The 15,695-nt window shown below is 44.0% G+C and carries 10 protein-coding genes; all 10 read left to right on the forward strand.

Annotated elements, in window-relative coordinates:
• Window positions 1-31 precede the first annotated feature (31 nt).
• On the forward strand, window positions 32-586 hold the full coding sequence (gene nusG / locus AC23N5_RS16005; RefSeq protein WP_028522383.1) for a transcription termination/antitermination protein NusG: 555 nt from the start codon (window positions 32-34) through the stop codon (window positions 584-586).
• A gap of 99 nt (window positions 587-685) precedes the next feature.
• Complete coding sequence (gene rplK / locus AC23N5_RS16010) at window positions 686-1,129, forward strand: 50S ribosomal protein L11 (protein WP_028522384.1); 444 nt, start codon at window positions 686-688, stop codon at window positions 1,127-1,129.
• A 31-nt stretch (window positions 1,130-1,160) separates the two neighbouring features.
• A complete protein-coding gene (gene rplA / locus AC23N5_RS16015; protein ID WP_028522385.1) occupies window positions 1,161-1,859 on the forward strand; it encodes a 50S ribosomal protein L1 in 699 nt (232 codons plus the stop codon).
• A 2-nt stretch (window positions 1,860-1,861) separates the two neighbouring features.
• Window positions 1,862-2,395, forward strand: coding sequence for a 50S ribosomal protein L10 (rplJ, locus tag AC23N5_RS16020; protein ID WP_183978846.1), 534 nt, complete (start codon window positions 1,862-1,864; stop codon window positions 2,393-2,395).
• A gap of 114 nt (window positions 2,396-2,509) precedes the next feature.
• Window positions 2,510-2,890 (forward strand): 50S ribosomal protein L7/L12, encoded by a 381-nt coding sequence (gene rplL, locus AC23N5_RS16025; RefSeq protein WP_487756356.1) that lies wholly within the window; start codon window positions 2,510-2,512, stop codon window positions 2,888-2,890.
• A 340-nt stretch (window positions 2,891-3,230) separates the two neighbouring features.
• A complete protein-coding gene (gene rpoB, locus AC23N5_RS16030; protein WP_183978848.1) occupies window positions 3,231-7,088 on the forward strand; it encodes a DNA-directed RNA polymerase subunit beta in 3,858 nt (1,285 codons plus the stop codon).
• Between the two features lie 109 nt (window positions 7,089-7,197).
• A complete protein-coding gene (gene rpoC / locus AC23N5_RS16035) occupies window positions 7,198-11,529 on the forward strand; it encodes a DNA-directed RNA polymerase subunit beta' (protein WP_487756357.1) in 4,332 nt (1,443 codons plus the stop codon).
• A gap of 276 nt (window positions 11,530-11,805) precedes the next feature.
• The gene (locus AC23N5_RS16040; RefSeq protein ID WP_487756358.1) at window positions 11,806-12,321 is read left to right on the forward strand and encodes a hypothetical protein; all 516 of its coding nucleotides are present in this window, start codon (window positions 11,806-11,808) and stop codon (window positions 12,319-12,321) included.
• 191 nt (window positions 12,322-12,512) lie between these two features.
• Window positions 12,513-13,004 (forward strand): hypothetical protein, encoded by a 492-nt coding sequence (locus tag AC23N5_RS16045; protein ID WP_487756359.1) that lies wholly within the window; start codon window positions 12,513-12,515, stop codon window positions 13,002-13,004.
• 374 nt (window positions 13,005-13,378) lie between these two features.
• Window positions 13,379-15,688 carry a glycoside hydrolase family 20 protein gene (locus AC23N5_RS16050; protein ID WP_487756360.1) on the forward strand — a complete coding sequence of 770 codons (2,310 nt, stop codon included), beginning with the start codon at window positions 13,379-13,381 and terminating at the stop codon, window positions 15,686-15,688.
• The last annotated feature ends 7 nt before the right edge of the window (window positions 15,689-15,695 follow it).

A 15,695-nucleotide genomic window follows, 5' to 3' on the forward strand; every position in this document is an offset into this window, starting at 1 on the left:
TTTGCCCCGGTTATCCAAACGTTGAGCAGGTATGAGTAATCTGAATTGGTACGTTATCCGGGCTGTGTCTGGTCAAGAAAAGAAGATTAAATCTTATCTTGAAAATGAAATCGTCAGACAGGGCCTTCAAGAAGCTATTCCCGAAATTTTAATTCCGACGGAAAAAATTGTCGAAATGCGTAACGGTAAGAAACGCATCCGCGAGAAGAACTTTTTTCCTGGGTATATCATCATTTCGGCCGATTTAGCAAAAGGAGAAACACATCACCTTATTACGACAATGCCAGGTGTATTGGGCTTTTTGGGAAACACCAGTGGTAACTCAAAAATACCAGTGCCGTTGCGTCAGTCGGAAATCAATCGGATTTTAGGTAAGGTCGAAGATGCGGTAGAAGAAGTTGAAGCGCCAAAAGTAAGTTTCTTAAAAGGCGAGAGTGTTAAAATTACCGATGGGCCTTTCAGTGGCTTTATTGGAACAGTAGAAGAAATTTTTGACGACAAGAAGAAGCTCAATGTCGTTGTGAAAATATTCGGGCGTAGTACGCCCGTGGAGTTGGGTTACGCACAAGTCGAAAAAGAAAGCTGATTTTTCAGAATGTTGCCGGGAGTACGAGACAAAAAGCTTCCATGTTGTCTATCAGCCGTACGTCCGAACCGGTAACGCCAATTTAAACGTTTTAAAACGATGGCGAAAGAAGTAGCAGGTTACGTCAAACTGCAAGTGAAAGGTGGCCAAGCCAATCCTTCCCCCCCAATTGGACCAGCACTTGGTTCTAAGGGTTTGAACATCATGGAGTTCTGCAAGCAATTTAACGGTCGTACGCAGGACAAAATGGGTGTCATCTTACCCGTTGTAATTACGTACTACAAAGACAAATCATTTGAATTTGTTATCAAAACTCCACCAGCACCTATTTTGCTTTTGGAGGCTGCAAAAATTAAACTTGGTTCAGCTCAACCTAACCGTAAGAAAGTGGGTTCAGTTAGCTGGGATCAAGTAAAAACGATTGCTGAAACAAAGATGCCAGATTTGAATTGCTTTACGATCGAATCCGCAATGAAAATGATTGCAGGTACAGCACGTAGTATGGGGATTACAGTATCAGGTAAAGCCCCTTGGGATAACTAATCACGAAGCGGACGTAAAGACATTTTGAACAATGGCAAAGTTGACTAAAAAAAGAAAAGAAGCTTTAGCGAAATACGATGCTAAAATCGAGTATTCGTTCGAGAAAGCTGCAGAAATTCTGAAAGACATCACCTACACGAAGTTTGATGCTTCGGTAGATATTGATGTGCGTTTGGGTGTTGACCCCCGCAAAGCAGACCAAATGGTTCGTGGCGTGGTGGCTTTACCACACGGTACAGGTCGTGAAGTACGTGTATTGGTACTTTGTTCGCCTGATAAAGAAGCCGAAGCAAAAGAAGCTGGTGCTGACTTCGTTGGGTTGGATGAGTTTATTCAGAAAATCGAAAAAGGATGGACTGATGTGGACGTAATCATTACAATGCCAACTGTAATGGCCAAAATTGGTCGTTTGGGTAAAATCTTAGGTCCTCGTGGCTTGATGCCTAACCCTAAGTCAGGTACGGTAACGTTGGAAGTTGGTAAAGCAGTAAAAGAGGTAAAGGCAGGTAAAATTGATTTCAAGGTTGACAAGTTTGGTATTATCCATGCTAGTATCGGCCGCGTATCTTTTGGTCCTGATAAAATTGCCCAAAATGCTCAAGAGTTGATTGCGACTTTAATGAGGCTTAAACCTTCTTCGGCTAAAGGTACTTACGTAAAAAGCGTACACCTCTCAAGCACAATGAGTCCAGGTGTCATCATCGATAAAAGCACGATTGCAGGAATATAATTATGACACGCGAAGAAAAAGCCGTTATCATAGAGGAACTCAGCGACAAGTTCAAGGCGATTCCTTACTTCTATATTGTTGATGCCGCAGGCATGACAGTTGGAGAAACAAATAACTTACGCCGTAAGTGTTTTAACCAAGGAGTAGAGTATCGTGTTGTTAAAAACACGCTGATTGCAAAGGCACTTGAAACACTAGATACAGATTACACGTCATTTAACGAAAGCGTTTTGACTGGTTTCTCTGGCATCATGTTTCACCAAGAGTCAGGCAAAGTAGCAGCTAAATTGATTAAAGAATTTCGTAAAGAGTCAGGCAACGACAAATTGAAGCTTAAAGGTGCTTCGGTTGAGTACAGCCTTTTCATCGGCGAAAATCAATTAGACACGCTCTTGACCCTGAAATCAAGACAAGAATTAATCGGGGAAATCGTTGGCTTGTTGCAATCTCCTGCGAAAAATGTCGTATCGGCATTGCAAAGCGGAGGCGGCAAATTGGCTGGTATCCTCAAAACCCTTTCAGAACGCGAAGGGTAATTCAAGTACTACATTTGAACATTTGAGAAGTAGTCAATGGACCTTTTCAAATCTTCAAATTACTAAATTTTCAAATTCAAAAAAACTCGTAACAAATTTTAACATTACAATAAAATGGCAGATTTGAAAGCATTCGCAGAACAGCTTGTTAATCTTACAGTAAAGGAAGTAAATGAACTTGCTGCAATCTTGAAAGATGAGTACGGTATCGAACCAGCAGCAGCAGCTCCAGTAATGGTAGCAGCAAATGGCGGTGGTGATGCAGCTCCAGTTGTAGAAGAAAAAACAGCTTTTGATGTAATCTTGAAATCAGGCGGTGCTGCTAAATTGCAAGTTGTTAAACTTGTAAAAGACTTGACAGGTCTTGGCTTGAAAGAAGCTAAAGAATTGGTTGACGGCGCTCCAAAACCATTGAAAGAAGGTATTGCTAAAGACGAAGCAGAAGCTTTGAAAAAGCAATTGGAAGAAGCTGGTGCTGAAGTAGAAATCAAGTAATTTCTGCGCTTAGCGCTCCCAAAATAAACGGAAATAGGCCTGACCTTGTGTCAGGTCTTTTCCTGTTTAAGTAAGTACCGCTGTTTTAGCTATTGAAAACAGCAACAGTTAGTCGAAAATCAGAAATAATGCAGTTAATCTGACATCTAACTACAATAGCGTTTCTTCTTTAATGAGTTTCTGCCTGAAACACTTCGCTACTCGTAGGGGCGATGCACAGGGGCGAAATTCTAAAATCTACGAGGCAAGCTAAGTTTTTTGCAAACTAACTATTTGAGTCCTCGCGTTCAGTATCCTTAGAACGTCGCCTGGTTCTTATCCACCAAAAACTTGTAAAGCCTTGGTAACCAAACAAACTCCACGTAGAAGTTTTGCCCGGATTAAACCCGTTATTGATTATCCGGACTTCCTCGACGTACAGCTTCGCTCGTATCGCGAATTCGTTAATTTAGATACCGCCGCCGAAGAACGTCACAAAGAAGGGTTGTACAAAGTATTCCAAGAGAACTTCCCAATCTCTGATTCACGTGAAAACTTTGTCCTTGAATTCGTTGATTATGCACTAGATCCACCTAAATACTCTGTAAATGAGTGTATTTCACGTGGACTTACGTATTCGGTGCCATTGAAGGCAAAACTACGCCTAAAATGTAATGACGCCGATAACGAAGATTTTGAAACAATTGAGCAAGAAGTGTTCTTGGGAGCTATCCCGTACATGACTGAAAAAGGCTCTTTTGTAATTAATGGAGCTGAACGCGTTATCGTTTCTCAGCTACACCGTTCGCCAGGGGTGTTTTTCTCAATGAGCAAGCACACCAACGGTACTAAATTGTACTCGGCACGGATTATTCCTTTTAAAGGGTCTTGGATTGAATTTTCTACGGACGTTAATAACGTGATGTATGCGTACATCGACCGTAAGAAAAAGTTTCCAGTTACTACCCTCCTACGGGCGATTGGCTTCGGTTCTGACAAAGAAATCCTTGATTTGTTTGAACTTTCAGAAGAAATCCCTGCTACTTCTGCCAGCTTGAAAAAAGCCGTAGGCCGCCGCCTAGCTGCGCGGGTACTACGTACATGGACAGAAGACTTCGTGGATGAAGATACTGGTGAAGTAGTATCAATCAGCCGTAACGAAGTGTTGCTTGAGCGTGACTCTCTTATCACGGCCGGTGACTTAGACGTGATCCTTGATTCGGGGCAGAAATCAATTATTATGCACCGTGAGGACATGAACATGGCCGATTATAATATCATTTATAACACGTTGCAAAAAGACAGCTCTAACTCAGAAAAAGAGGCTGTTGAGCAAATCTATCGCCAATTGCGTAACGCCGAAGCGCCTGACGAACAAACCGCTCGTGAAGTAATTCAGAGCTTGTTCTTCTCAGATAAGCGTTATGACTTGGGGGATGTAGGTCGCTACCGTGTCAATAAAAAATTGCAATTGGATATTGCGATGTCAACGAAAGTATTGACGACGCAAGACATCGTTTCCATTGTAAAATACCTAATCGGTCTTATCAATGCCAAAGCCGTAGTCGATGATATCGACCACTTGTCAAACCGCCGTGTTCGTACGGTAGGTGAGCAATTATGGGCACAATTTGGTGTTGGTTTGGCACGTATGTCTCGTACCATCAAAGAACGTATGAACGTTCGCGATAACGAAGACTTCAAACCAATCGACTTGATTAATGCACGTACGTTGTCGTCGGTCATCAACTCGTTCTTTGGAACCAACCAGCTTTCGCAGTTCATGGACCAAACAAACCCACTGGCTGAAATCACGCACAAGCGTCGTATGTCAGCACTAGGGCCAGGTGGTTTGAGCCGCGAGCGTGCAGGTTTCGAGGTTCGTGACGTTCACTATACGCACTACGGACGTCTTTGTACGATTGAAACTCCTGAAGGACCAAACATCGGTTTGATTTCTTCGCTTTGCGTTTATGCAAAAACCAACAGCATGGGCTTCATCGAAACACCTTACCGCGTCATTAATGATGGTAAGTTGTCGAATGAACTTGTGTATTTGACCGCAGAAGAAGAAGATTCTAAATACATCGCCCAAGCCAATGCGTCGGTGGATGATAACGGAACCTTCTTGGTTGATAAAATCAAGACACGTTTTGAAGGTGACTTCCCAATGGTAGAGCCTGCGCAGGTGTCTTTGATGGATATTGCAGCAAACCAGATTGTATCGGTAGCGGCTTCCATGATTCCATTCTTGGAGCACGATGACGCCAACCGTGCCTTGATGGGTTCAAACATGCAACGTCAGGCGGTGCCATTGCTACGCCCACAGGCGCCAATCGTAGGGACAGGTTTGGAAGGCCGCGTAGCTCGCGACTCACGTGCTTTGGTGGTAGCCGAAGGCAACGGGGTAGTTGAGTTTGTGGATGCAACCAAAATTGTTATTCGTTACGAACGTTCGTACGAGCAGCGTTTGGTAAGCTTCGATAGCGACATCGTAACGTATGATTTGATTAAGTTCCGTCGTACTAACCAAGATACTTGTATCAACCTTAAACCGATGGTTTTGAAAGGCCAACCGGTAGAGAAAGGTCAAATCTTGAGCGAAGGATACGCGACTGAAGGGGGTGAATTGGCACTTGGACGTAACCTCCTCGTGGCCTTCATGCCTTGGCAAGGGTATAACTTTGAGGATGCGATTGTGATTTCTGAGCGGGTAGTACGCGAAGATATTTTTACTTCGATTCACATCGAAGAGTACGACCTTGAAGTACGTGATACAAAACGCGGTGAGGAAGAATTGACAGCGGAAATTCCGAACGTAAGTGAGGAAGCTGTTAAAAACCTCGACGAAAACGGTATCGTTCGCGTAGGAACGGAAGTAAAAGAAGGAGATATTTTGATTGGAAAGATTACGCCAAAAGGAGAATCTGATCCAACACCAGAAGAAAAACTCCTCCGTGCCATCTTTGGAGATAAAGCAGGCGATGTGAAGGATGCTTCACGCAAAGCACCTCCGTCGATGAAAGGGGTAGTCGTAGATACCAAACTTTTCTCTCGTCCAGGCCGCGATGAGCGCGTAAAACAAAAAGATGAGTTGAAAGTGTTGATGAAGAGCTACGGACGCGACTTGAGCAAACTCCGTGAAGTTCTTATCGACAAAATGGCAGAATTGCTTGATGGTAAAACGGGTGCTGGAGTGAAGCACAAGTTTGGCGAAGAAATCATGAGTAAAGGCGTGAAATTTAGCCGCGTAAACATCATCAACAATATCTTCCCAGATAAAAACCCGTACCGTGACGAAGGTGGCTACGTTGTTCCAGAAGAAGTAAACCTTTTGGGTGACCTAATCATCGAAGGCTGGACGGACGACCCAACGACCAACAAGCTGTTGTTTGAGATGGTGAAAAACTATCAAAAACGCCGCAACGAGATTTCGGGACGTTTCAAACGTGACCGCTTTACGTTGGAAGTTGGAGACGAATTACCTGCGGGTATCGTGAAATTGGCGAAAGTATATATCGCTAAGAAACGTAAACTCAAAGTGGGTGATAAAATGGCGGGTCGCCACGGTAACAAAGGGGTTGTGGCTAAAATCGTTCGCGATGAAGACATGCCTTTCTTGGCCGACGGAACACCAATGGACATCGTATTGAACCCTCTAGGGGTACCTTCGCGTATGAACATCGGTCAGATTTACGAAACCATCTTGGCATGGGCAGGTCGTAAATTAGGCCGCAAATACGCAACGCCAATCTTTGATGGTGCTACCGAAGATCAAGTAGTTTCTGAATTGAATGAAGCAGGAATTCCTGAATTTGGACGTACACCACTTTATGACGGGCAATCGGGTGATAAATTTGACCAAGCAGTTACAGTAGGTATCATGTACATGCTTAAACTGGGTCACTTGGTGGATGACAAAATGCACGCTCGTTCGATTGGACCATACTCACTTATTACGCAGCAACCATTGGGTGGTAAGGCACAGTTTGGTGGACAGCGTTTCGGAGAGATGGAGGTTTGGGCGCTTGAGGCGTTTGGAGCTTCTCACATCCTTCAAGAGATTTTGACAGTGAAGTCCGATGACGTAATTGGACGGGCAAAAGCGTACGAGGCAATCGTAAAAGGTGAAAACCTTCCGAAGCCAAATATTCCAGAATCATTCAACGTATTGATTCACGAATTACGCGGTCTTGCCCTCGAAATTACGATGGACTAATCAATGTTTGGGGTTTACTGTTTTGGATTTATGGTTGGTAATACAACGCTAAACTTGAGATAGTAAACTCTAAACCCTAAACAAAAATTTCACACAAATCATATCGAAAATGTCATTCAAGAAAAACAAGAAAATCAATAGTGACTTTTCGCGGATTACCATCAGTTTGGCTTCGCCAGAGTCTATTCTGGAAAGCTCATACGGTGAAGTAACGCAACCCGAAACCATCAACTATCGGACCTATAAGCCTGAGATGGGTGGACTTTTCTGCGAGCGTATCTTCGGACCCGTAAAAGACTGGGAATGCCACTGTGGTAAATATAAGCGTATTCGTTATAAGGGCATTATCTGTGACCGTTGTGGGGTGGAAGTAACGGAGAAAAAAGTACGTCGTGAACGTATGGGACACATCGAATTGGTGGTGCCTGTTGCTCACATTTGGTACTTCCGTAGCTTACCTAACAAAATTGGTTATTTGTTAGGCTTGTCAACCAAGAAATTGGACCAAATCATCTACTACGAACGTTACGTAGTAGTTCAACCAGGTGTGAAAGCAGAAGATGGAGTCAACAAAATGGACTTCTTGACTGAAGATGAATACTTGGATATTATGGATCGTCTTCCACGTGAGAATCAACTTCTTCCAGATACAGACCCGAACAAATTCATCGCTAAGATGGGGGCTGAAGGACTAGAGTTGTTGTTGTCACGTACGCAATTAGACGAACTTTCGTACGAATTGCGCCACAATGCCGCAAATGATACTTCGCAACAGCGTAAAGCAGAAGCGTTGAAGCGTTTGAAAGTCGTGGAAGCACTTCGCGACGCAAACACCCGCATCGAAAACCGTCCCGAATGGATGGTGATTCGGATGGTGCCAGTGATTCCACCAGAACTTCGTCCGCTTGTACCTTTGGATGGTGGACGTTTTGCTACGTCTGACCTTAACGACCTCTACCGTCGTGTAATCATTCGTAACAATCGTTTGAAGCGTCTGATTGAAATCAAAGCGCCAGAAGTAATCTTGCGTAACGAAAAACGGATGTTGCAAGAAGCGGTTGACTCGCTATTCGACAACAGCCGTAAAGTAAACGCGGTACGTTCGGAAGGTAACCGTGCCTTGAAATCACTTTCAGATATGTTGAAAGGAAAGCAAGGTCGTTTCCGTCAGAACTTGCTTGGTAAGCGGGTTGACTACTCAGGTCGTTCGGTAATTGTGGTAGGTCCAGAACTCAAACTTCACGAGTGTGGTCTTCCCAAAGACATGGCGGCAGAGTTGTTTAAGCCGTTTATTATTCGCAAGCTGATTGAGCGTGGTATTGTTAAGACAGTAAAATCGGCAAAGAAAATCGTTGACCGCAAAGACCCCGTTGTTTGGGACATCTTGGAAAACGTATTGAAAGGCCACCCTGTATTGCTTAACCGTGCTCCTACCCTTCACCGTTTGGGTATCCAAGCCTTCCAACCTAAGTTGATTGAAGGAAAAGCGATTCAGTTGCACCCATTGGTATGTACGGCCTTCAACGCCGACTTTGACGGTGACCAGATGGCGGTACACGTACCACTAGGTCAAGAGGCTATTTTGGAAGCATCGTTGTTGATGTTGTCGTCGCACAACATCTTGAACCCTGCCAACGGAGCGCCAATTACCGTACCTTCACAAGACATGGTATTGGGTCTTTATTACGTAACAAAAGGACGTAAATCGACCCCAGAAGTGCCTATCGCTGGAGAAGGAATGACATTCTACGGTGCTGAAGAAGTAATCATCGCCCTCAACGAAGGAAAAGTGTCTAAACATGCGCACATCAAGTGCCGTGTGACAGTTCGTAACGAGGATGGTTCGCTTGAGAAAAGATTGATTGAAACGGTTGCAGGACGTCTATTGTTCAACCAGTGCGTTCCTGAATCCGTAGGATATATCAATGAATTGTTGACGAAAAAGAAACTTCAACAAATCATTGGACACGTCTTCAAGATTGCGGGTAATGCACGTTGTGCGCAATTCTTGGACGACATCAAGCAACTTGGTTTCCAAACAGCCTTCAAAGGTGGTTTGTCAATCGGTTTGGGAGATATTAAAATCCCAGATGTGAAATGGCAGCTCATTGAAGGTGCAAAAGAAGAAGTTCAAGGTGTGATGGACAACTTCATGATGGGTCTTATCACCGAAAACGAGCGTTATAACCAAATCATTGACGTTTGGACACGTACCAACACGAAATTGGCCAATACGCTTTTGACCCAATTGGAGAACGACCAACAAGGCTTTAACTCCGTTTATATGATGATGCACTCGGGAGCCCGTGGTTCTCGCGAGCAGGTACGTCAGTTGGGAGGTATGCGTGGTTTGATGGCGAAACCTCAGAAAAACCTTGCTGGGGGCGTTGGAGAAATCATCGAAAACCCAATCCTTTCAAACTTTAAGGAAGGTCTCGACGTACTTGAGTACTTTATCTCTACCCACGGTGCGCGTAAAGGTTTGGCCGATACGGCCTTGAAAACAGCCGATGCGGGTTACTTGACACGTCGTTTGCACGATGTAGCTCAGGACGTGGTTGTGAACGAGGTTGACTGTGGAACATTGCGCGGTATCGAGATTTCGGCATTGAAAGACAATGAGGACATCGTTGAGCCATTGTCTGAGCGTATCTTGGGACGGGTTTCTGTACACGATGTACTTGACCCACTTTCGGGTGAGTTAATTTTGTCATCAGGCCAAGAAATCACCGAAGAAATCGCGGCTCGTATCGACGAAACGAGCATCGAAACCGTAGAAATTCGCTCAGTATTGACTTGCGAAACCCGCAGTGGGGTTTGTTCAAAATGCTACGGACGTAACTTGGCGTCGGGGCGCATGGCCGAAATCGGTGAGTCGGTGGGGGTTATTGCCTCACAGTCAATCGGTGAGCCAGGTACGCAGCTGACACTTCGTACGTTCCACGTTGGGGGTACTGCGCAAAACATCGCCGTAGAAGCCAACATCAGAGCGAAATTTGAAGGTAAGATTGAGTTTGAAGATATGCGTACCGTAGAGTCAACGGATGCTGAAGGAAATCCAGTAACGATTGTAATGGGTCGTTCGGGCGAAATTCGCATCGTCAGTGAGTCAAACGGACAGGTATTGATTGGTAATAACGTTCCTTACGGAGCTACATTGCTTGTGAAAGAAGGTGAGCGCGTTACCAAAGGCCACGAACTTTGTAACTGGGATCCTTACAACGCCGTAATCTTGTCAGAATTTAACGGTTCTGCTCAATACGAATCAATCGAAGAAGGTATCACTTTCCGCGAAGAAATCGACGAACAATCGGGCTTCCAGGAAATGGTAATCATCGAAACACGTGACCGTACCAAAAACCCAGGTATCTTGGTAAAAGGTAAGAGCCCGCTCTTGACCGACGCCGATGAGAAGATTTACAACTTGCCTGTAGGTGCGCGTTTGGTAATCAAAGATGGTTCAAATGTAAAAGCAGGTCAGCCTTTGGCGAAATTGCCACGTACACTCGGTAAAACGCGTGACATTACGGGTGGTTTGCCACGGGTAACGGAATTGTTTGAAGCACGTAACCCATCCAACCCAGCGGTAGTTTCTGAAATCGACGGGGTGGTTATCTACGGAATTGTAAAACGCGGTAACCGCGAAATCAATATCGAGTCGAAAGACGGTACGCGTAAGAAATACCTTGTGCCTTTGTCGAAACACATCTTGGTGCAAGATGGTGACTACGTGAAAGCGGGTGAACCACTTTCTGATGGTGCCATTACGCCAAGCGACATCTTGTCGATCAAAGGGCCAACGGCGGTACAAGAATACTTGGTAAACGAAATTCAGGAAGTTTACCGTCTCCAAGGGGTGAAAATCAACGATAAGCACATTGAGTGTATTGTACGCCAAATGATGCAGAAAGTTGAAATCATGGAAGCTGGAGATACCAACTTCTTGGAAATGCAACCTGTAGATAAGTGGACGTTCCGCGAAGAAAACGACCGTGTTCTTGACATGAAAGTGGTAGAGGATTCGGGTGATTCTGAAAACGTGAAGCCAGGGATGTTGATTTCGGCGCGCCGTTTGCGTGACGAAAACTCTACCCTCAAGCGTCGTGATCAGCGTTTGGTAGTGGCACGCGATGCCAAAGCAGCCGTTGCACAACCAACCTTGATGGGTATTACGCAGGCGTCGTTGGGTACCGAAAGCTTTATCTCAGCCGCGTCTTTCCAAGAGACGACCAAAGTGTTGAGCGAAGCGGCGGTACGTGGAAAACGCGATACCCTCGATGGCTTGAAAGAAAACGTAATTGTAGGTCACCTTATTCCAGCAGGAACGGGTGTACGTCGCTACCAGAAAAACATCATTGGTTCGAAAGAAGAACTCGAAACCGTGACCGAATCACGTGAGCGTAGCAGCTCGCGTCGTAGCAAACGTGAATTAGCAAACTAACAGGTTTCCCCGTGAGTTTATAAAAGAAAACGCCCCGACTTCGGTTGGGGCGTTTTTGTTTTGGGTCGCTTACACACTAATTTTTCGATTGCTGCCGTTTTTTAGTTGGATTGTTAACTTTAAGTCACTTCATTACAAAGCAATCAACATTTATTAAGCCCTCGCGAGGCAAAAAGCATGGGTATAAGCCTTAATCTTGCTTGGAGGTGTATGTTCTGACATTTAAGTGATTAGAATTGTTTAAATCAAATTTATATGCCTTAAACAGTGTCAAAAATGAAAACGTTGGTGCTCAGTATTATATTTTCAATTTCGTTGAGTCAAAGCTATAATAAACATAATCTGAAGGAACTTTCTTTCGCTATATCCAAAACCCAACTCAAGGATAAAATACGAAAAGGCGGCAAAGACTATTACCATGCAATACGTGTAAAATTAATTGGAATAGGTAAACTAAATAATTTTAGCAATAGTGATACTCTTTTCATCCTTGAAACGTACGACTATGAAAGTAGTATTTTCTATGGAAAAATATGGAATAGTAAAAATGAAGTCAACTATAAATATGAATTAGGGAAATTTGTTTTTACTGATGAAAAAATATTTACTAAAATTATGTGTAAATTGATAGAGAATTGGGACATTAAACGTATTAAAAAAGAAGAAAAAGAAAATTCAAGTATGATACCAAGTTTTATCATTACAGGTACAAGAGTAATTGATAAAGATAGTATTAGGAAAATAACTTGCATCAAGTTTAAAGAGTTTTTCTTGTTAGAAAGAGATAGGTGACTAATACTCTCCTAACCCATATCTGAGTCTTAAAGATTGGCCATAACTGCCTCAAATCGAGGTAAAGGTTTTTAATAAGTCCCTAATTCTTAGTAGAGACCTTTATGTTTCGTTGGGATTAGTAAATGAACATAGCTCATATCGAAAAGCTCTACTGAACTATAATACGATAATTGTAGGAGTGAAATCAAATGAGTAAGTATTTGGGAATGCTAATCGTTGGAGTCGTACATCTAATTGGTTATCCTATAAACCAAGAAAATAAGTTGAAATCAAAAGTGATAGTAACCTTGTTATGCCTAATTGGAATTAACGTTATATACGTACTTCTCAGGCCACAGTATAGTATAACACATTATGGATTTAAGAATTGTCCTAATACGACTTTGACCCGAATTGAATATAATAAGATAGGTGAAAGAGGGGTCATATTTGCTTATGGGAAAATAGAAGAAAAATCTATTCCGCAAAAAGAAAGTTTAATAGATAGTTTTTTAGGTGGTTTGGACTCTAACTATCAGGTTGTAGCAACCTGTACTAATAATCAAATAACTATTAATTATATATCAGGGTATTACAAGGAAACAAATAATAATGCAAGAATATTTCAAAAACGAGTAAAGACTGATACTTTTTATGAGCTTCAGACAAATAGAGACAATCTTTATATAGAAGGCTACTAATTATATCTCGCTAATTCATCTTAGAGTTCTGAAAAATAAAAACCAGAATCGTTGTGCGTCGCCTTCAAGACTACGTACTAAAAATAAACAGAGTGTCTGTGACACGGTGAGTGCCTGAAAAGTGCCTCAAAGCGAGGCAAAAGCAGCCCATAGTTCAAAAACTCAAGAATAGCCTTAACCGCTCTATCGCGTTGGTAGGTAGTGAAAATACAGCCTTCTAGTATCTACGCGTTTGTTGGTCAAATTCGCATAGGGTGTCAGAGCACTTTGGATAGGTAGGTCAGGGCGTTTTTGTTTTGGGCCGCTTACACACTAATTTTTCGATTGCTGCCGTTTTTTAGTTCCTTTGTTCCCCAAACGACGATTATTTACGTATGAAGAAATTACTTTTTGTTTTCTCTCTCGCTTTCATTTATTGTACCTCACTTTATGCCCAAGACAATAGCTACAACTTGGTGCCTTTTCCTGCGCAGTTCAACGGCGGCGACGGGCAGTTTGTGATCAATGGGCAGACCAAAATCATTGTCACTGCCAAAGATGCCTTACTGAAACCCATTGCGCAATCGTTGGCCAGTGCCCTTAAAACAGCCTCTAAATTGAATTTGGTGGTTGCGCCCGCCGCTCCCCCGACGGCGACCAACACCATTTTTATTCGTTTGAACAAAGCCTTGGGCTTAGGAAACGAAGGGTACAAATTGGTGGTAGGAAAAGAGCGCGTGATTCTGGAATCGGCGACGCCACAAGGGGCTTTTTACGGTTTACAAACCATCCTTCAACTGTTACCCACGGCGGTTTTTAGCCCTACGCCCGTCGAAAACGTCGCGTGGGCAATGCCTGTTTGCCAAATTCAAGACAAACCCCGCTTTGTCCACCGAGGATTGATGCTCGACGTAGCGCGTCATTTTATGCCTGCTTCGTTTGTCAAAAAATACATCGACCTACTAGCCCTGCACAAAATGAACGTATTGCACTGGCATTTGACCGATGACCAAGGCTGGCGCATTGAGATAAAGAAGTACCCCAAACTCACACAAGTGGGCTCAAAACGCAAGGAAACGCTTGTGGGGCACTACTCAGAAAATTACCCTCAGAAATACGACGGAAAAGAATACGGTGGGTTTTATACCCAAGCCGAAATCAAAGACATCGTGAAGTACGCTCAGTCGAAATACGTCACGATTATCCCCGAAATCGAACTGCCAGGGCACGCAACGGCGGCGTTGGCGGCTTATCCAGAGTTAGGATGTGAGCCTTCAAAAAACTACCAAGTGGGCACCAAATGGGGCGTGATGTACGACGTATTTTGCCCCACAGAAAAAACCTTTACCTTTTTGCAGGATGTGTTGACGGAAGTAATGGCGCTTTTCCCCAGTAAATACGTACACATTGGCGGTGACGAATGCCCGAAAGACGCGTGGAAGAAGAGTACGTTTTGCCAAGAATTGATTAAAAAACAAGGCTTGAAAGACGAACACGAGCTGCAAAGTTACTTCATAAAGCGCATTGAGAAGTTTGTCAACTCCAAAGGAAAAAGCATTATTGGTTGGGATGAGATTTTGGAAGGTGGCGTCGCGCCCAACGCGACTGTTATGAGCTGGAGAGGCACGTCAGGAGGCATCGAAGCGGCCAAGCAAAAGCACAATGTCATCATGACGCCGACGACCTACTATTACCTCGATTATTACCAAGGTAATCCTGCCAAAGAACCGTTGGCGATTGGTGGGTATTTGCCCATCGAAAAAGTATATGGCTACGACCCCGCCGACGGTTTTGATGAGGCGTCTAAAAAATACATTTTGGGGGTACAAGGAAACTTATGGACGGAATATGTGCCAACACCCGAACAAGTAGAATACATGACGTTTCCTCGGGCTACGGCCATTGCGGAATCGGCTTGGATGCCTTCGGGCGTCAAAAATTTTGAGGATTTTGCGATGCGTTTGAAAGAACATTTAAAGCGATTGGATTACATCAAAGTCAATTATTCAAAACGTATTTTAGACGTTCGGGCGGTGACGCAGTTCAACAACCAAGGGCAGTTGCAGGTGCGTTTGGATAAATTAGACTCGGACAGTAAAACCTACTACACTACCGACGGCAAGCAGCCTACGACCAGCTCGACGGAATACACCATGCCGATTACGTTGGACAAAATCACGACCATCAAGGCCATTACGACCGCTGGCGCTACTTTTGAGGAAAAGTTCTTTGTGCACCGCGCCAAAGGAAAACCTTACAAATACGCTGCTGCTCCTGCCGACTGGGCCGACCCTGATAAAAAGAAATTGACCGACGGGCAGGTGGCTCAAAGCCCTCAAAACAGCGCGGAATGGGTGCAGATGTCGGGTAAAGATTTGGAAATTACGATTGATTTGGGCGAGGTAAAACCCGTGACCAAAGTGTCGGCCAATTTCTTGAAACTGATTTTGTACAACATCTTCCCTCCTACTTCGGTGGAAATTGGTCTCTCGCGCGACGGCGAAAGTTTCAAAGAAGCCTTGGCGCAACCTGTGACGTACCAATTAGAAGGCGGATGGCAAATTTTACCCGTGGTTGCCGATTTCAAAACGGCTCGGGCGCGTTACATTCGAGTACGGGCTAAAAATGCAGGAAATGCCCCCGCAGGCCATCCAGAAGCAGGTCGCCCCACGACCATAGCGATGGACGAAGTGGTGGTAGATTAAAAAATTA

The organism is Runella sp. R5_40 (assembly GCF_057652295.1).

Excerpts from the sequence above, each read along its gene's own strand:
- nusG (WP_028522383.1), top strand. The coding sequence starts at position 32 with ATGAGTAATCTGAATTGGTACGTTATCCGGGCTGTGTCTGGTCAAGAA.
- rplK (WP_028522384.1), top strand. The coding sequence starts at position 686 with ATGGCGAAAGAAGTAGCAGGTTACGTCAAACTGCAAGTGAAAGGTGGC.
- rplA (WP_028522385.1), top strand. The coding sequence starts at position 1,161 with ATGGCAAAGTTGACTAAAAAAAGAAAAGAAGCTTTAGCGAAATACGAT.
- rplJ (WP_183978846.1), top strand. The coding sequence starts at position 1,862 with ATGACACGCGAAGAAAAAGCCGTTATCATAGAGGAACTCAGCGACAAG.
- rplL (WP_487756356.1), top strand. The coding sequence starts at position 2,510 with ATGGCAGATTTGAAAGCATTCGCAGAACAGCTTGTTAATCTTACAGTA.
- rpoC (WP_487756357.1), top strand. The coding sequence starts at position 7,198 with ATGTCATTCAAGAAAAACAAGAAAATCAATAGTGACTTTTCGCGGATT.
- AC23N5_RS16040 (WP_487756358.1), top strand. The coding sequence starts at position 11,806 with ATGAAAACGTTGGTGCTCAGTATTATATTTTCAATTTCGTTGAGTCAA.
- AC23N5_RS16045 (WP_487756359.1), top strand. The coding sequence starts at position 12,513 with ATGAGTAAGTATTTGGGAATGCTAATCGTTGGAGTCGTACATCTAATT.
- AC23N5_RS16050 (WP_487756360.1), top strand. The coding sequence starts at position 13,379 with ATGAAGAAATTACTTTTTGTTTTCTCTCTCGCTTTCATTTATTGTACC.